This is a genomic window from Paenibacillus sp. Y930, from assembly GCF_056786375.1.
This window is the reverse complement of record NZ_JBXCIX010000002.1, coordinates 241,825-261,282: the sequence shown is the minus strand read 5'-3', so window position 1 is coordinate 261,282 and position 19,458 is coordinate 241,825. Positions and strand designations below refer to the sequence as shown.

14 protein-coding genes are annotated in these 19,458 nt (G+C 37.9%); 4 read left to right on the top strand and 10 right to left on the bottom strand.

All coding sequences use genetic code 11. The annotated features are described in order from the left end of the window. Positions 1–6 precede the first annotated feature (6 nt). The 3 genes from AC1TO5_RS06645 to AC1TO5_RS06635 form a co-directional block, all read right to left on the bottom strand. Positions 7–711, bottom strand: coding sequence for a response regulator transcription factor (locus tag AC1TO5_RS06645; protein ID WP_482062018.1), 705 nt, complete (start codon positions 709–711; stop codon positions 7–9). A 124-nt stretch (positions 712–835) separates the two neighbouring features. After that, positions 836–4,672 (bottom strand): response regulator, encoded by a 3,837-nt coding sequence (locus AC1TO5_RS06640; protein WP_482062017.1) that lies wholly within the window; start codon positions 4,670–4,672, stop codon positions 836–838. A 223-nt stretch (positions 4,673–4,895) separates the two neighbouring features. Then, the gene (locus AC1TO5_RS06635) at positions 4,896–6,332 is read right to left on the bottom strand and encodes an HD-GYP domain-containing protein (protein ID WP_482062016.1); all 1,437 of its coding nucleotides are present in this window, start codon (positions 6,330–6,332) and stop codon (positions 4,896–4,898) included. A gap of 198 nt (positions 6,333–6,530) precedes the next feature. Between AC1TO5_RS06635 and AC1TO5_RS06630 the strand changes: the two genes are divergently transcribed. From AC1TO5_RS06630 to AC1TO5_RS06615, 4 genes are all read left to right on the top strand, one after another. Continuing rightward, the gene (locus AC1TO5_RS06630; protein ID WP_482062015.1) at positions 6,531–7,571 is read left to right on the top strand and encodes a peptidylprolyl isomerase; all 1,041 of its coding nucleotides are present in this window, start codon (positions 6,531–6,533) and stop codon (positions 7,569–7,571) included. Between the two features lie 297 nt (positions 7,572–7,868). After that, positions 7,869–8,852 carry a beta-ketoacyl-ACP synthase 3 gene (locus tag AC1TO5_RS06625; protein ID WP_482062483.1) on the top strand — a complete coding sequence of 328 codons (984 nt, stop codon included), beginning with the start codon at positions 7,869–7,871 and terminating at the stop codon, positions 8,850–8,852. A 35-nt stretch (positions 8,853–8,887) separates the two neighbouring features. Then, complete coding sequence (locus AC1TO5_RS06620; protein ID WP_482062014.1) at positions 8,888–9,919, top strand: peptidylprolyl isomerase; 1,032 nt, start codon at positions 8,888–8,890, stop codon at positions 9,917–9,919. A 117-nt stretch (positions 9,920–10,036) separates the two neighbouring features. Further along, a complete protein-coding gene (locus AC1TO5_RS06615) occupies positions 10,037–11,431 on the top strand; it encodes an MATE family efflux transporter (RefSeq protein ID WP_482062013.1) in 1,395 nt (464 codons plus the stop codon). Between the two features lie 333 nt (positions 11,432–11,764). On the opposite strand, the gene deoC is transcribed toward AC1TO5_RS06615, so the two are convergent. The 7 genes from deoC to AC1TO5_RS06580 all read right to left on the bottom strand — a co-directional run bounded on the left by deoC (position 11,765) and on the right by AC1TO5_RS06580 (position 19,432). Next, positions 11,765–12,445 carry a deoxyribose-phosphate aldolase gene (gene deoC, locus AC1TO5_RS06610; protein ID WP_482062482.1) on the bottom strand — a complete coding sequence of 227 codons (681 nt, stop codon included), beginning with the start codon at positions 12,443–12,445 and terminating at the stop codon, positions 11,765–11,767. A gap of 2 nt (positions 12,446–12,447) precedes the next feature. Next, on the bottom strand, positions 12,448–13,425 hold the full coding sequence (locus tag AC1TO5_RS06605) for a diaminopimelate dehydrogenase (RefSeq protein ID WP_482062012.1): 978 nt from the start codon (positions 13,423–13,425) through the stop codon (positions 12,448–12,450). Positions 13,426–13,775: 350 nt separating this feature from the next. Next, positions 13,776–15,035, bottom strand: coding sequence for a Glu/Leu/Phe/Val family dehydrogenase (locus AC1TO5_RS06600; RefSeq protein WP_482062011.1), 1,260 nt, complete (start codon positions 15,033–15,035; stop codon positions 13,776–13,778). A gap of 583 nt (positions 15,036–15,618) precedes the next feature. Then, the gene (locus tag AC1TO5_RS06595; protein ID WP_482062010.1) at positions 15,619–16,692 is read right to left on the bottom strand and encodes an ABC transporter substrate-binding protein; all 1,074 of its coding nucleotides are present in this window, start codon (positions 16,690–16,692) and stop codon (positions 15,619–15,621) included. Further along, entirely contained in the window at positions 16,689–17,492 is an 804-nt protein-coding gene (locus AC1TO5_RS06590; RefSeq protein WP_482062009.1) for an ABC transporter permease, read from the bottom strand. Before AC1TO5_RS06590 ends, AC1TO5_RS06595 begins: the two co-directional genes overlap by 4 nt. Further along, complete coding sequence (locus AC1TO5_RS06585) at positions 17,479–18,294, bottom strand: ABC transporter permease (protein ID WP_482062008.1); 816 nt, start codon at positions 18,292–18,294, stop codon at positions 17,479–17,481. The genes AC1TO5_RS06590 and AC1TO5_RS06585 overlap by 14 nt, the downstream gene beginning before the upstream one ends. Continuing rightward, complete coding sequence (locus tag AC1TO5_RS06580; protein WP_482062007.1) at positions 18,284–19,432, bottom strand: ABC transporter ATP-binding protein; 1,149 nt, start codon at positions 19,430–19,432, stop codon at positions 18,284–18,286. Before AC1TO5_RS06580 ends, AC1TO5_RS06585 begins: the two co-directional genes overlap by 11 nt. Positions 19,433–19,458 lie beyond the last annotated feature (26 nt).

The following is a 19,458-nucleotide window of genomic DNA, read 5'->3' as shown; positions in this document are numbered from 1 at the left end:
TTTTCATTATATACTCGGGGAATACTTGTAACCAAATCCCCATACTGTTTTGATAAGCTGTGGTTCTCTTGGATTTTGTTCTATCTTCTTTCGTAAATTAACAATATGCACATCTATGGATCGATCCGTTACAAATGAATCAAAGCCTCTTAATGTACTTATTAACTCTTCTCTACTAAACACCTTTCTAGGTGCCGACAAAAATAATCTCATAATTTCATATTCTGAAAAGGTTGTTTCCACTGGCTCTTCACGTACAATTAATAGACGACGTTCATGATCTAGACGGATCGCATCTGCATATTTTTCGACAGTCACTTCCATATTACTAGCTAGTGTATCGATTGTTTGAATGGAGCGCCGAATGAGTGCTTCTACTCTTGCAGTTAATTCATGCATACTGAACGGCTTGCACAAATAGTCATCTGCTCCAGCCTTTAATGCTTGAACTCGTTCAGAAATCTCACTTTTCATAGATAAAATCATAATAGGCACGTTAGAAGTCAATCGTATTTCCGTACAAATTGAAATACCATCAATATCTGGCAAGATAAGATCTAATAAAATAATATGCGGACTAAAGTGAAATGTCGTATGCAGACCAGTTGTCCCATTGAATGCTTGCTGCACTTCATAACCCTCTTCGGTTAAGTACATCGACAACATGTTATTCATCATAACATCATCTTCAATAATAAGAACCTTATACATTCACGTCACCCTCACCATATGCTGCACAATTTAAAACGTAAATAGGTTAATAGATTATAACTATAATAATACAACATCCTTCACTCGTCCTCAATCTATTTGTTAGAATATTATGAGGAAATTGTTAAATATTATTAGCTTCACTTAACACTTTTCTCACTTGTCCTTCAAAAAGGATGATTTCATAGTCAATCATCTCCAAATTTCGACCAATCTTGTCAATTTTCTTTTCTTTTGTTAGCTGTTCGCCGACCAAGGCAAGATCATATAATGTTGGTGCTGACAAATAACTCGACGCACCTTTCAACGTATGAAATGCCCTACTGATTTCCTCATATTGCTCTAGTGCTAGATAGTTTTGCATGCGAGAGACAAAGTCTGTATATTCTTCGATAAATTGCTTTAACATATGAATATAAATATTAACTTTACCATTCAACCGCTCTATTGCTGTATCAGCTTGTACGACTGTGAGTAATAACAATCGTTGCAATACTCGCTCTTGATCCGGAATACTATGTCCACTTTCATTAGTAGCTGCCGCAAAATTTGGCATCAATGTATAGCTGTTAATAATATACTGAAGTTGTTCCATCGATATCGGTTTCGTAACTACAGTGTTCATACCTATTAACATATACTGCTCATGATCAGAAACGAGCACATTAGCTGTAAGTGCGATAATTGGCAGATTATGATATTTGGGATTACTTCTAATTTGTCGTACAGCCTCCATACCGTCCATTTCAGGCATATGAATATCCATAAATACAAGATCAAAATCTTCTTTTTCTAAGCATGCTATCGCTTCGATACCATTACTCGCGACCGTCACATTACAATTGCAATGCTTCAGCATTTCAACGGCGACAAGTTGATTCACCTTATTGTCTTCTGCAAGTAAAACGTTAGTTTTCGCTGCAATGATAGGTTCATCTTCTTCCGCGATCGCCCGGGCTTTTATGCGCTGCGGTTCTCTTTCTTTCACCAATTTAGGTTGGAAAGCCTCAATAAATCGCATTTCCGTAATCGGCTTCGTCAATATTCGTTCTGGCTGTTGATCTCCAGCCAGCAATAGCAATTCTTCTCGACCAAATGCAGTTGTAATGACAATCATTGAAATTCCTTTGCTTGATGCCTCTTTATGAAAATCAATCCATGTTTCCATACCATACATATCATTCATTTCCATATCAAGCATAATAAAGGTTGGATAAGCGCCCTTACCAGATCGAAGTAATCTGTAATAAGCCTGCTTCCATGTTTTCATTCGAATAGACGGAACCTTCTGAAAGGCTAGCCACTTACTCCAATAATCTGCCATAATATCACTATCTTCAACGATCCAAACTAAGCCATCTAATGGATGAGTAATAAGGGATTCTTCCACCGTCTGTTGATGTTCTACCTTTAGGAACGGTAGTTCAAACGTAAACGTACTACCTTCTCCATATTTACTCTCGACAACTAATTGCCCTCCTAATAATTGAACGAGATCCCGAGATATGACCAAACCTAATCCAGTTCCACCATATTTTCGTGTCGTAGAGGAATCCGCTTGCGTGAATGGCTTGAACAGATATTGTAGTTGCTCGTCACTCATCCCTATCCCCGTATCCTTAACAGAAAATTTCAGTACGATTCGCTCATCCGTTTCCTCGGTAATGACAATATCTAGCTCAACAATTCCTTGTTTTGTGAATTTGATCGCATTAACACAAAGATTAGATAGTATTTGTTCTAATCGTAATGAATCACCTAGCATATGGATTGGAATTTGTGGAGCAAGTTCTATTTTGAATTCAAACTGCTCTTTTCCACCTAGAAATACACTTAATTGATCTGCCAAATGATTCATAATATCTCGTAATTTAAATACAGTAAAGTCAGGTTCGATCATATTCACTTCAAGCTTCGAGAAATCAAGAATACTAGTGATAATATTCAATAGCATATCTGATGAGTCTTTCATACGATTAGCATACTCACTCTGCAGGGCATCTAATTCTGTCTTTTGTAGCAGCTGCGACAACCCAATAATCCCATTCAATGGGGTTCTAATCTCATGACTCATTAGCGCAAGGAAGTTACTTTTCGCTCGACTAGCTTCTTCTGCAGATTTAGTTGCTTGTACCAATTGCTCTTGAATTTCTACTTGCTCTGTAATATCTCGCGAGATACAAGAATACATGAAATCACCATTATACGAATCTCGATGTGCAACAATAACTATTGAGACATTAATATGTTTACCTTTACTGTTATGGAATTGTGCGTCTACTTCAAAAAATCCGTGTTTTTTTGCCTGTATACAACCTCTTACTAATATTCGGTACAAATGACTAGGTAAATACTTCGATATTGCTTGCATTTCCCACTCATTATGTTCAATTCCTAACATTTTTTTGCCTGCTTCATTAATATAGATAAGTTGCCCATGTCGATCTACAGATGCAATCAAATCCATCGCTGCTTCAACAATAAGCTGTAATCTATTTCTTACATTTTCAATTGCTCTTTGTTCTGAAAGATCAGTCATTATTGCAATGATCCCTGTTAATTTCCCTTTTCTATCCGTCAAGCTACTAGAACGATTATAGACTGGAACTCTTTTCCCATCGCGTCTGAATATCGATAGTTCAAAATCATAATTAGAATGCTGTTTGCGCAACTCTATAAATAATTCTACCCCTGGTTGAATTTTCCGGCCAAGCTGCTCAGATAGTTTCTCTGCTCTTAGTTTCACTTCATCCAAATCCATAAAATATAGTGGTGTAATTTTCCCTACTAGCTCTTCACTAGAATAGCCTATAAGATCTTCCCCAGCCTTATTAATATACGTAATATAATATCGTTCATCCATAACGACGACTGGACTTTTATTTTGATTAATAACGGCATCCAGTCGATTAAACATAACTTGTAATCGCCCCATCATACCATTAACAGAGTTAGCTAAATTCCCGATTTCATCATTACTGTTTGCATCGAGATGTTCAGCATCAAATGATCCTTCAGCCGCTAGTTTCGTCACACGTAATATATCTTGTAATCGAGTAATAATAGTTTCAAAATAAATATAGAAAACAAGGGCAATAATGATGACCGCTAAGCCAATGGTGACCATTATTCTCCATAACGTCGGTGCAGCTATCTCTTCTAATTCCGAAGAATCTATTATTTCAATTATGATCCACTTCGTATCTTTAATTTGTTGATAAAATAACATAAAGGATTGACCCTCTATATCGAATTTCATACTTCCTGAAGTATTAGCATTTTGACCAATCGTGATATTTTCCAGTTGCCTATGTAATTGCTCCATAACATGCGGATCTATTGAACCGGAATCATTCGCAAACAAAAGCTCCCCTTTATTGTTATACAAATATAATTCACCTTCGTCAATTTGCAATGATTCTACATAGTTGGCAACCCGGAATTTATAAGATACATACATCGCACCGATAATTTTCTCATTATCAGAATATACAGGCACGGCAAGAAAGCTTTCTAGATCATTAGTGACAGGAGACAAGTACGGATCAGTAATAATAATTTTTCCGTCAAGCACTGGGAGAAAGGCGGATGTATCTTCAAACTTTTCGGGTATTTCGTTAAGAGTTGAAACTTTTCCAGTCATGTCAAAAAAACCAATTTGATCATAATAAAATTGGTTTTTTTGTTGCTCGTTTGCTAAATATTTCATAATTTCATCGACCTGTCCCGATTTCATCGCTGCAGTACGACTCATCACAAGTACTTCAGCAATACGAGTATTAAGCCAAGCATTCGTAACAAAAGAGCGACTTTCTTGCTTCAACAGCACTTTTTCAATTTCTGTCTGAATCATATCTTGCTTGACTGTATAATAATTATATAGACCAGCAATCAGTAACGGAACTAGTGAAATAATAACAACAATAATAATGCCTTTAGTTCGTAAGGATAACCGATTCAATTGCAGCCCTCCTAAAACTTTTTGTAGCTGCCTATGTAACTTCTTAGCTAACAAAAAGTCACTTCGGAAGCATATACTTAAACTTTTTGTAGCTGCCTATGTAACTTCTTAGCTAACAAAAAGTCACTTCGGAAGCGTATACTAAAACTTTTTGTAGCTGCCTATGTAACTTCTTAGCTAACAAAAAGTCACTTCGGAAGCGTATACTTAAACTTTTTGTAACTTAGCTTAAAACTCGTTTCACATCGAGATGATTTGAGAGTATTTGTGTAAAAAAACCTTTCTCATCTTCAACAATTTTTTTCCAAGCTGCAATACATTGTGGATCAAAATGACTTCCGCTATCTTCGATTAAAATATTCATCGCTTTTTCATGTGACATTGCTGTCCGGTAAGAACGAGAAGAGGTCAATGCATCATATACATCTGCTACCGCCGTTACTCTAGCAACTAACGGAATATCTTCTCCAACAAGTCGATCGGGGTACCCCGTTCCATTCCATCTTTCATGGTGAGAACGAATAATCGCTAACTCTTCAATCATAAATCCAACTTGCTTACACATATTATAGCCATCAACCGGGTGTTTCTCGATAAGCTTTCGTTCTGAATCTGTTAGTTTCCCTGGTTTGTTCAATACATAATCAGGAATATGTAATTTGCCTACATCGTGAACGAGTCCACCTTGTGCAATAGATTTCAACTGTGTAGAAGAAAGTCCCAATTCTTCTCCTAGCTTCAAAGCATATACTGTCACTCGATAATTATGACCTGCTGTATAGGCGTCTTTAGTCTCCGTTTTTATTACTAAATCCTTCACGCTTGGTGTCAAATACGTCTGAATCCAACTGTCGGGATCTGCGCGGTACAATCTCTTAATAGATATTGATAATGATTCTCCATGCTTATATTCCCCAATAATCATTAATGTTACAGCGATAACAGACAGGAATAATAAAATATGATAACCCCACCATCCCAAATTACTTGGAGATGTTGTAATCAGTACGATCTGTGCAGTGTTCATCCAACCGGTACTATAGACAAGCGCCAATTGAAGCGAAAATCGAGATGCCATATATGTAATAAGATGCCGATATACCGTCCATGTATTGAACAATAGAATAGATAATGTGAATAGACGTTTTCCAAATTCACTATACATAAAGTCTAGCAAATGATGATCGGGAAACATCCAAATTAATGTACCTAGCACAACTAATACTACGCACCATGTCGGTAATAACAATGTTTTTTTAGTTGTAAGCCAACGAACTAAGCGATGATCAGCCGACAATGAACTAAGCCATAGCCATATCGATGAAAGCACCAAACCTAACTGAGCATAAATATAACTATTTTGCAGATGTTCATTCAGTAATGCCGGTAAAGCAAGACCATGTAATAAGACCATCGCTGCCAAAGATGCATACGCTAGCGACACAAATATTAATTTAATATTTCTCACTTGTTGGGCGACTATTCCGATGGCTACAGATATGACAATAGCTAGTATCGCAACTATTGCTATAACTACTATTAATGAAGAAATAGTAGTTGATGGATTAGCTAACTGCAGTGAACTTATCCAAAAATATAATAGTATAGGAAAAACCATAGTCATTCCTAAGAGTAACAACACGAACTTCCTTGAACGCACGGCATTTCCTCCCACACTCTAGTTATATCTATCTCTAAGTATTAGACCAATTATACATCATATTAATAGTAAGCAATATATCTATCTGAACCCGTCCGTTCCAGCTTTTATTGAATTTAATGTTATATTAATGTTTTTCATTGTAAAATTTGATATAGTAATAGCATATCTTTTATATATTGAGAGGGGCTTTACGTAATGGACAATAAAGAAACGCAATCTTCAGGAGTGTCTAGTAACCAAGAGGTTGCGGGAAAAGAAGCTGTAACATCTAATCAAGCTATGGCTTCAACATCAGAAGTACTAACTTCTGCAGCACCAGTAAAAGGCGGTAGCAATCCGATTTGGATGATCGCAGCAATTGTACTTGCTATCGTACTCGTTGTCGTTATGATTTTCCCATTTGGCGGTAAAAGTACAACTATCGCTTCCGTAAATGGAACGAAAATTACAAAAGAAACTTTCTTCGATAATTTTCAAGAACTCTCTAGTGCAGACGTTAATAGCATTTTAGATAATATGATTACTGAAGAAGTTCTAAATCAAGAAGCTAAAGCAAAAAACATTTCCATGACAGATAAAGATATTACAGATGAAATCGCAGCAATGAAGCTCGACATTGGCACTGACGAGGCATTCAATTCCTTTCTTACTAATTATGGCATGACAGAAGATGATTTGAAAAAACAATTAGAAACTTCTGTTTTATTACGTTTATTACTTCAATCAACTGTAACAGTTACTGACGAACAAGCAGAAGCACACTTCGAAGAAAACAAAGCTACTTTGGGTGGCACTCCAGAGCAAGTTCGTGCATCGCATATCCTTGTAGAGGATAAAGCTACTGCTGATGATATTGTAGCTCAATTGAAAGATGGTGCTGATTTCGCTCAATTTGCAGCAAGCAATCCCGATTCAACATCTCAAACTGGTGGGGACCTAGGATTCTTCTCACGTGAACAAATGCTTCCTGAATTCTCTGAAGCAGCATTTGCACTTGAACTTGATGAGTTAAGTGAACCTGTTCAAAGTGAATATGGTTACCATATTATTAAGAACACAGGTCACAATCCAGAAACTGTAATTACATTTGACATGATCAAAGATTCCATTAAAATTAAACTTATTAACGAAGCTGTTTATCCAAATATCAGCACTTATATTGAAGAATTAAAAACTAAAGCTAAAGTTACAAACAATTTAACTCCGGCTGCAGAAGTAGATACAGCGGTCGAATAAACGATTACCAATTAATTCTTATACATTAAAACTAGCATGATAAGAGAGAAGTCATTACTTCCGTCTTACGCCTGCTAGTTTTTTTTCGCTCCGAATTAACACTTGATACTAGTACTTGGTACTAACATTGTGTTACAATAATTACAACAAAAAAGATAGGTTATGCTTCCGTTGCTACTTTTTGTTATCAGGATGTACTTCAGGAAGCTACAAAAAGTTTTAGCGTATGCTTTCGATGCGACTTTTTGTTGCAGGAAGCACTTCGAGTAGGTAACAAAAATTTTAGGAGGTGTTATGATGCATCAATCGAAAGCTAAAATTACTGCTGTCGGTTCATATGTCCCAGAACAAATAATGTCAAATCAACATTTAGAAAAACTTGTAGATACGAATGATGAATGGATCATTAGTCGTACTGGTATTCGTGAAAGACGAATAGCTAGCAAGCATGAATACACAAGTGATATCGGCTACCAGGCTGTACTAGATCTAATGCAACGATATAATAAAACGATAGACGATGTAGATATGATCATTGCATGTACCTTCACTCCAGATTTCAAGACGCCTAGTTCCGCTAATCTGATTCAAGCAAAGCTAGGTATACAGCAAGCTGGTGCAATCGATCTTAATGCAGCATGTGCTGGATTTACTTATGGACTGCATATGGCGAACGCTTTGATCTCATCTGGACTACACAAGAAAGTTCTTGTTATTGGGGCAGAAACACTATCTAAAGTTACTGATTATACTGACCGCTCAACATGTATCCTGTTCGGAGACGGAGGCGGTGCCATGCTAGTTGAGTATGATGAACATAATCCCAGTTTTATGGCATATCATCTAGATTCAGAAGGCGATAAAAGCCATAATCTATATGTTACTAGTCTCTCTTCCTCGATGAATGAAACGCAATTGCAAGCTACGGAAAAAATTGTGCAAAATGGGCGTGAGGTATATAAATGGGCAGTGACCTCTGTGCCAAAAGGAATAGCTAGCTTACTTCATAATGCCAATATGACTCTCGATCAAATGAATTGGTTTGTTCCTCACAGTGCCAACCTTAGAATGATAGAATCCATCTGTGAGCGTATCGATTTCCCTTTGGAGCATACATTATATAGTCTTGTGCATTATGGCAATACATCGTCAGCTACCATTCCGTTAGCAATTGATCTCGCTGTTAAGGAAAATAAAATTAAGCGAGATGATCTTTTGCTACTTTATGGATTCGGTGGTGGATTAACTCAAGCTGGAATCATCATCAAGTGGACGATATAATAACTCATTATATGCAGTGAAGGGAGTACTGTTCGATGAACCATTATGAACCCTACCATTACGATGGTCAGCCCAATTATCAACCTCCTCCCAAAGCACCAACTTACGGTTGGATCATCTCAACAATTATTTTGAGTTGCTTACTCATTATTGCAATTTTTGCGATTGTATTATTACTTGTTAGATCATGGGTCTCTTCTGAAAATGACTATCCTCCTGTAGCTATCGTTAATGAAGTTGAATTTTCCGAGGGGCAATTGCTTGATTCGTTGATTGATTTCTATCCTGATCTATTAATTGATGAAATCGATCTTCTAATTGAGAACGAGGTGGTTACTCAAGAAGCCGCTAAACAAGGAATTACTCTTACCGATCAAGATTTGCTCGATCAATTAGCTGCTTCGAAAATAGATTATGGTACAGAAGAGGAATTTCAGGATTATCTTGATTATTATGAAATGACAACGGATGACTTCAAAAAAACATTAGTTATTCCAACAATGACACGATTACTTTTACAACAGCATATTTCCGTAACGGATGAAGAGATTTCTACTTACTTTGAACAAAATAAGCAGAAAATCGGACTCTCTCCCGAACGAATTCGCGCCTCACAAATTGTTGTAGATGATCTTGATCTAGCAAATAAAATGATAACAGAACTCCATAACGGTGCTAGTTTTATCCGATTAGCGCAGCAGCACAGCACAGATTACTCTGCTGAAGACGGAGGAGATTTGGGGTACTTCACCTATGATGAGATGGATGATGAAATATCAGAGGTTGCATTTGCACTCGAGATTAATGAATTAAGTGATGTCGTTTCAACCTACTATGGTTATACCATTATTCTAAAAACAGAGCACCAAAAAGCTATTCCTGCTCAATTCAAAAATGTACAGCATGCAATAGAAATTAAGCTAATTAATGATCACATTTATTCAGACTATAGTAATTATGTCGACGATCTTATTTTCCAATCCAATGTGTGGAGTATTATTGAATACGATGAGGGACAGTATGAAGAGGATATAGATCCTTTTACTAATCCCATTATTAACCTCTAAAGTAATTGATCCGTCCCTCTTAAATGATGATGTATACGATTTACAACAGTGCTATAATGAACATAGATCACTTATATAATTATGATCACTTCAGCAAGATCGAAACGAGATGATATTATGTTCAAGATTAATGCCTATGTACAAAGAAATTTCCTATTCCTTATGAATAAATATTTCACAGGAAATTCAATGAACTACAAGCAGATCTTTGGCATTACGATTCCAATATTTGTAGATTCTGCCTTCATCGTATTAATTAGTATATTGAATACAGCAATGATCAGCTCTTCGGGTATCGCCGCCGTTAGTGCTGTTAGTGTTGTCGATTCATTGAATATGTTTATTATTAGTGTATTTATCGCAGTAGCTACAGGCGGTACAGTTATCGTTGCGCAATATAAGGGCAAGCGAGATGCTAAGCAAGCGTCTCGGGCCGCCTCACAAGCGATATCATCAGTTATCGTTATTTCTATTGTAATCAGTCTATTTGCGATTATATTTCATTCACCTATTCTAAATAGTCTTTTCGGTGGTGCAGATGCCGATGTATTAGCCAATGCTAAAATCTTTCTTATTGGAAGCTGTATCTCTTATCCGTTTATCGCCGTATATCAATCGATTGTCGGCGTATTAAGAGGTGTCGGTGATACGAAAGCTTCCTTGGGTCTATCATTAACTCTTAATCTTTCCTACTTTATCTTCAATATCATTCTTATTACATTACTCGATATGGGTGTGCTTGGGCTTGCGATTTCCTTAATTGTCGCTCGTGTATTAGGTGCGGCAGTATCGCTTATCTATTTGATTCGATTTAACCAGACACTACATATTAAGCTTCGAAGCATGTTTAAGATCCATATTTCATTATTGAAAAAAATAATGTATATCGGGTTACCCTTTGCTGCTGAACAACTGTTCTTTAATGGTGGAAAGCTGCTAACACAAACCTTTATTGTCCAGTTTGGTACACTAGCTATTACTGTCAATGCCATTAGTAATTCATTATCTATGCTGTTTCAAATTGGTGGTACCGCCTTAAGTGTAGCGATAGTTACCGTTGTTGGACAATGTATGGGAAGAAAAGAAATTGGCGATGCCAGGAAATTCATCAAGTCGTTTATAGGCTTATCTAGTATTTTCTTCGTGTTTATTACGATCATAATTTTATTGCTGTTCCCGATGCTCGTAAATATTTACACGCCGCCTGAATCAATCATCCCGGATATTTATCAGCTTATTCTACTGTTATCTATCACTCAGCCATTGGTATGGTCAATAAGCTTTATTTTACCATCAGCTTTACGAGCTGCTGGTGATTCTAAATTCACTTCAATTACTGCTCTGCTTTCAATGTGGTTATTCCGAATTATTCTCGGATACATATTAGGCGTTACTCTTAACTATGGATTAATCGGAGTATGGATTGCAATGGTCTCTGAATGGGCCGTGCGCGGGGTTATATTTTGGTGGAGGTTCCGAGGCGACAAGTGGTATAAGCATAAACTTATTTGAGAAGGATAGTTCAAAACCGCGGACTGTGATAACGATGATTATGCTGACGTAGCATAGTCGACATCGAATCTGACAGCCCACTGTTTTGAACCTTTATTTGAAGTTATCTTTCGCACCCACTTTACCCACCAAAGTCTGTAACAACAATTTTGACGCTACAGCTACACTAATTCCTACTACTCGAAGTCTAATAACCTCTTTTGAGTAAGTCGCAACAAAAACATTAAACTTAAAAAGGGAAAGCCTTCGGCTTCCCCTCTAAATTCTTATACTTCTACTATGTTCAAAAATCATTTTCCAATGACTTTTGAGACAGCCTCTTTTGTCATTGCTTTAGTAATCACTAGCTGTTGCTTCTGCTTTGTTAACAATTGCTATACCAGCGCTAGCTCCGATTCGAGTAGCTCCAGCTTGAATCAACGCTACTGCTGTCTCATAATCACGAATACCACCAGAAGCTTTCACCCCAGCATGCTCACCTACAGTATGCCTCATTAGAGCGATATGCTCTGTTGTTGCACCGCCTGAGCTGAATCCGGTAGAAGTCTTCACATATCGAGCTCCTGCTTCTACAGCTAACTGACAAGCAGTAGTGATTTCTTCGTTCGTAAGTAAACTTGTTTCTAGAATAACCTTCACAATTGCCTCATTACCTGTAGCATCTACAACAGCTGCAATATCCGATTTGACTGCACCTAATAACCTACTTTTTAAGTAACCGACATTGAGTACCATATCAATTTCAGTTGCGCCGTCTGCTACAGCCTGCTGTGCTTCTAACGCCTTAATTGATGTTGCATTTGCTCCAAGCGGAAATCCTATTACCGTTGTAATACCTACATCGCTATCAGCCTGTAGTTGCTCTGCTGCAAGCTTTACCCAGCACGGATGAATACATACTGTTGCAAAACGATATTGTTTGGCTTCTGCACATAATTGAATAATCGCTTGCTCAGTGGCATCAGCCTTAAGCAATGTATGATCAATATAAGCTGCTAACTGATTTCCGTTCATCATCACAATAACTCTTTACGTAATTCAGCTGCTGATTTTGGAGACAAGTATCCGAAAGGAATATCAAATACTGTTTTAGCACCCTTTTGTCCTTCTTGCGCCAGCTTGTAAGCTGCACGAGTGTAAGCGACAAGTACACTAGATGTGAACTCAGGATTACTTTCCAATTTCAAACCAAATTCCATAATTTGATTATTATTTTGACCTGTTTTACCGCTACGTAGTACAAGACCACCATGTGGCATAGCAGAGTGATTAGCTTTCAATTCTTCTTCGGTAATAAAATTAACGATAGTTTCGTAATCTGCGAAGTAGTTAGGCATGGAAACAATGTCTGCTTTAATTTGGTCAATATTAGCGCCCTCTTCTGCTACAATGTAGCATTCACGAAGATGCTTCTCACGAGTAGTAAGCTCAGGGTTTTCACCGTTACGCACACGTTGCACTGCTTTATCAGCAGGAATCGTGTACTGAACTCCATTCTTCACTCCTGCAACACGGCGAACCGCATCGGAGTGCCCTTGGCTTACTCCTTTGCCCCAGAACGTATAACCATTACCTTCAGGCAAAATAGATTCAAACAACAATCTGTTCAAAGAGAATAATCCTGGGTCCCACCCCGTTGAAATTACCGCTACTTTTCCACCTTCATTAGCAGAAGCATTTACTTCATCGAAGTAAGCTGGTATTTTGGCATGAGTATCATAGCTGTCAACTACGTTGAACAATTTGGCAAATTGCGGTCCTTGTTCAGGAAGATCTGTTGCAGAGCCTCCACATAGAATCATGACATCAATGTCATTAATAAACTTTGTTGTATCTTCGATCGAATATGCTTTTGTATTCGAAGAAATGGTTGCAGGATCTCTTCGAGTAAAAATTGCATCCAACTGCATATCCGGATTTTGCGCGATGGCTAATTCAACTCCACGGCCAAGATTGCCGTATCCTATAATTCCAACGCGAATCCGCTTAGTCATATTGAAAACTCACCCTTCTAATTATACTACCGAACATTAACATGTAATCACAGGCAATGTAACAAAACCCAGCAACGTGTACAACACAAGTACACGAGCGGTCAGTCGCCCAAAACTTCAGAGCTAATCATCGTTATCAAAGTCCGTTTTTTGAACTTCCTCTTCCAATAACGGTTCAAAAAGCGGGCTTTCAGAACCAAGAAGATGAAACGCTACTTGAGAAAGGCGGAAGCGCAAGTGTACATGTTTGGTACACGCGAACCGTACTTTCCAAGTTCGTTTCATATTCGATGTCGACTAAGCTACAGAGCGAATCATCGTTTTCAAAGTCCGCTTTTTGAATTACCTTATTAGACCCAGCCTCTTGCTTCCATCGCTGCTGATATCCGCTTAATCGCAATCATGTAAGCAGCTTTACGAAGATTTACATTATATTCTTTCGCCAAATCACGAACTGCTTTATAAGAGTTAATCATATTAACTTCTAGTTTTTCTAGTACTTCTTCTTCGCTCCAGTAATAGTTCGCCAAGTTTTGCACCCACTCGAAATAAGAAACCGTTACGCCACCTGCATTGGCAAGTACGTCTGGAATAACAATGATTCCTTTTTCTGTAAGCACACGATCTGCTTCTGGAGTAGTAGGGCCATTAGCTGCTTCAGCAACAATTGTCGCTTTAATCGAATCTGCATTAGCAGCAGTGATTACATTTTCAAGAGCTGCAGGAATAAGAACCGTTACATCAAGCTCAAGCAAATCGCCGTTAGAGATATGGAATTCTTTACCATAGTCAAGAATAGAAGCGGTATCTTTAAGCTCTCCAACTTTAGCAAGATCTAGTCCTTTAGGATCGTAAATACCACCTTTAGAATCACTTACCGCTACTACTTTACAACCAGCTTCATCAAGCAGACGAGCTGCAATACGGCCAGCATTACCGAAACCTTGAACAGCAACTGTAGCTTCACTAGCAGTTTTGCCCATATCTGCAAGCGATGCAAGAATTGTGTATACACAACCTTGAGCAGTCGCTTCATTACGACCCTTTGAACCACCAAGAATTAGCGGTTTACCAGTAATTACACCTGGAGCGTTTGCACCAGTAAGCTTGCTGTACGTATCCATCATCCAACCCATAGTTTGAGCATTAGTGTAAACGTCTGGAGCAGGAATATCTTTGTGCGGACCAACGATAGAAACAATGGCTTCCATGAAACCACGGCTAATTCTTTCTAATTCATTTTTACTATGGTCACGCGGGTTACAAATAACTCCACCTTTACCACCACCGTATGGCAGACCAACTACACCACATTTGAAACTCATCCACATGGAGAGTGCTTTTACTTCGTCCAATGTCACATCTGGATGGAAACGAATTCCACCTTTAGTAGGTCCAATCGCATCATTATGTTGAGCTCGGTATCCTTCAAATACACGAACAGAACCATCATCCATTTTTATAGGAAAGTTTACTGTAAGAACGCGCATTGGGCGCTTCAATACATTCGCAATATGCTCTGGCAAATTAAGTAATGCTGCCGCTGCATCAACTTGTTGTTGTGCTATCTCATAGGGATTTAGAGTTTCTTGAATAACTGATACTGTCATAATAGATCTGCCCCTTTATATTAGAATTCGATCACCTGATTGTGTCGTTTCTTATATCATACTCCTATATTAATGTTTTGGGAAGAAAAATGTGTGCATATAATGCAAACTTTTTCAAAAATATTTCCTTGTTAACTTTTCTTACGGCTTATGTAAATAATTATCATAAAAAACAATAAACTTCCTAGATTTCATCTGTATTTACCTGTTTCTATGGAAAATCCAATGTGGAATTTCTATGTTATATGGTTTCATGTTAGGTTTTTATCGTAATCAATGTCAATTATCGATATTCCCCTCTTCATTAGGTGACCCGTCCCAATAAACCTATCCATCTGCTATATACAACGATGCTCTTTTTATCTCAACTTAAGATCGAACCGTTCACATTATGTTCAAATTCAATAACTCACCAAATTCTTCATGCAAAAAGTGCAAACTTATATCAACTAACTAATCAACATACAAAAAAAGAACACCTTCCCGATTAGTATACAACTAATGTTAGGAGAGTGTTCTCTTCAGTTTGCATTTTGCTACGTATCATCAAGTCCAAAACAGCTGCCGTTTTGAACTTCCTCGCTTATTTGCGATGCATCTTGAACTCTAGAAACAGCTCATTATAATGACTCAACATCCTCGGTCCCAGATTTTTATAGACTTCTAACCGAGCAGTCAGCTCTTCATCTGGGTAAAAACGCTCATCGCCTGAAATCTCCTCATCCAATAGCTCAAGTGCCGCAAAGTTTGGCGTAGAGTATCCTACATATTCGGTATTTTGCGCCGCTACCTCTGGATCAAGCATAAAGTTAATAAATTGATGTGCGCCGTCAATATTCCGAGCAGTCGAAGGAATAACGATATTATCGAACCAGAGATTTGATCCCTCATGAGGTACAATATAATCAAGTTCTTCATTGTCATCCATAATCTCACTAGCATCTCCAGACCATACTAACGCAACAGCAGCCTCTTCACCAGCCATCAACATCTTGATTTCATCGCCGACGATTGCTTTTACATTTGGCGTAAGTTGAGATAACTTCTTAAGCGCTTCTTGTAAATGAGCTTCATTCGTGTCATTCAAGGAATACCCCAATGAGTTCAACCCCATACCAATCACTTCGCGTGCACCGTCAAGTAGAAACACATTATTGCTTAACTCTTCAGCCCACAGATCGTCCCAGCTTTCAAACGTAATATCGCCTACGAGATTAGGATTAAAAATAATCCCAACAGTACCCCAGAAATAGGGAATCGAATATTCGTTATCAGGATCGAATGAAAGACCAAGAAAACGCGGGTCGATATATTGCAGATTAGGCAACTTACTATGATCGATCGGTTGTATCAAACCTTCAGCCTTCATCTTATCGATAGCGTATTCCGATGGAATACTAATATCATAAGTCGTGCCACCTTGCTTAATCTTGGTCATCATCGCTTCATTCGAATCGAAGGTTTGATAGATCACTTTGATACCTGTTTCTGATTCAAAGCGTGTAATTAGTTCTGGATCGATGTAATCTCCCCAGTTATAAACCGTTAATGTATTATCTCCTGAGTATCCTGCACTCTTATTCATATAATTAACGAGATAGATTAAGCCGAAGCAGACAATAAAAACGACTAGAAACATTCGTGCTATTTGTTTCATTGTTTTGCCCCCTTATCTTCTAATCGATTATTACGTTGGTTAATGAAGTAATATCCAATGACCAGTAATACGGTAAATAAGAATATAAGAGTGGACAGTGCATTAATCGAAAGCGATACCCCTTGTCTCGCACGAGAATAGATTTCTACCGCTAATGTAGAATAACCGTTACCCGTTACGAAAAATGTTACCGCGAAGTCATCCATTGAATAGGTTAACGCCATAAAGAATCCTGCAAAAATACCCGACTTAATAAACGGCATAATAACACGCGCAATCACATGCCAAGTACTTGCCCCTAAGTCACGCGCAGCATCAATTAAGGAGTCATTCATTTCTTGCAGCTTAGGCAGTACCATAATGACTACGATTGGAATACTGAAGGCAATATGAGATAACAATACGGAAACAAATCCAAGCTTCACACCTACAATAGTAAACAAAATTAAAAACGATGCCCCGATAATAACGTCAGGACTAACGATCAACACATTGTTAAGTGTAAGCAGCGTTTGCTTCGACTTACTCCGCATAAAATGAATCGCGATCGCACCAAATACGCCGATAATCGTGGAAATTGCTGCTGATAACAACGCAATAATGAATGTATTCAGCACAATGATTAACAGACGTGTATCTTGCATGACCTCTTTGTAAAATTCTAATGTAAAGCCTTCAAATTCTGTCATCGTACCGCCAACATTAAAGGAATATACCATTAGATATACAATCGGAGCATACAGCACGATAAAGACAGCAATGAGATATATTCGAGAAAATTTCAATTTATCGTTTAACAAGATCTAGCCCCCGCTTTCTAAGGCCCATAAGCAACATGACAGCGACCATAATAATAATTAAAAATACTGCAATGGTTGCCCCCATGCCCCAATCCTGCGTCACTAGGAAATGCTGTTCAATAGCGGTACCAAGTGTAATTACTCGATTTCCCGCGATCAAACGAGTTAGCATGAACAGTGACAATGCTGGAATAAATACTGCAATGCAACCAGCTTTAACTCCATCTATTGTCAGCGGGAAAATTACCTTACGGAATGTCCCCATCGAAGAGGCGCCTAAATCTCGCGCTGCATAAATAAGCGATGGATTCATTTTTTCTAGTGCATTGAAGATCGGCAAAATCATAAACGGAATAAAGATATATACTGAGACAAATACAAAGCTGAAATCCGTAAATAGTATTTGACGATTACCTATACCAACCGTCTCGAGAAAAGCATTAACAACGCCGTACGTACCAAATATCCCGATAAATGCGTACGCTTTAAGCAATAAATTAATCCAGCTAGGTAATATGATTAACAATAACCATAATGACTTATGCTTCGTTTTCGTCAATAAATATGCCGTAGGATACGCTATCGCTAATGAAAAAATTGTAATGAGCAAGGCGTACCAAAATGAGCTTAATGTCATTTTCATATAGACTGGTGTGAAAAACTTCTTATAGTTATCGAATGTGAATGCCCCTTCAACATTGAAGAAAGAGTAATACACAATAAGCACAATCGGTGCTATTACAAATAAAACGATCCATAGCATGTACGGAACTAGATATATATTACGTGTTTTAGTTTCCATGATTCATCTCCTTACTCGGAGATGCTAACTCCTTATGATCAACTTCACTATCTTCATAAGATTCCAGTCGTTTATCAAATTCTTCCTCTGTCTCACCAAGTCGCATTACATGAATCGCTTCCGGCTCGAAGTACAGACCAATACGTTCCCCTACTGTTGCTTTTCGAGTACTATGTACTAGCCATTCATTATTGTTGTCGTCATAACAACAAATTTCATAATGAACACCTCGGAACAACTGAGAATCTACACGAGCATGTAACTGACTACGATCCAAGCCGACAATCTCAACGTCTTCAGGACGGATAACAATATCGACTGTTTCATTGACGCTCAACCCTTGGTCCACACATGAATGTACTTTACCAGATATTTCGACTTCGAAATCTTTGATCATTTTCCCCTTAACAATATTCGATTCCCCGATAAAATCAGCAACAAAACGATTGATCGGTTCATCGTAAATATCGATAGGTGTGCCTGATTGTTGAATAATCCCTTCGTTGAGCACGAAAATTTCATCCGACATCGCTAACGCTTCTTCTTGGTCATGCGTAACAAAGATGAAGGTAATACCTAATCTTCTTTGTAGCTCTCTTAACTCATATTGCATTTCTGTTCTAAGCTTAAGATCTAATGCAGATAATGGTTCGTCTAACAACAAAATCTGTGGTTCGTTTACTATGGCACGAGCAATCGCAACACGTTGACGTTGACCACCAGACATTTCTGTAATTTCACGATTTTCATAGCCTACCAAGTTAACAAATTTCAAAGCTTCTGCCACTTTTTCTTTGATAACTGCTTCCTTCATTTTTTTGATCCGTAGACCAAATGCCACATTTTCAAACACATTTAGATGAGGAAATAAAGCGTAATCCTGAAATACTGTATTCACTTGACGCTCATTGGCTGGCAAGTTATTAATTACTTTTCCATTGAAATAAATATTTCCTTGAGTAGGAGCTGTGAACCCCGCAATTAAGCGAAGAATAGTCGTTTTACCACAGCCCGAAGGACCTAGCAACGTATAAAACTTACCACGCTCAATTTCAAAGCTGACATTTTTCAGAACGGCTGGATCACGTTCAGCATATTGTTTTGAAACACCTTCAAAACGAATAATCGTTTGTTCCATTTCTTTGACTCCTTTAACTTTGCAAT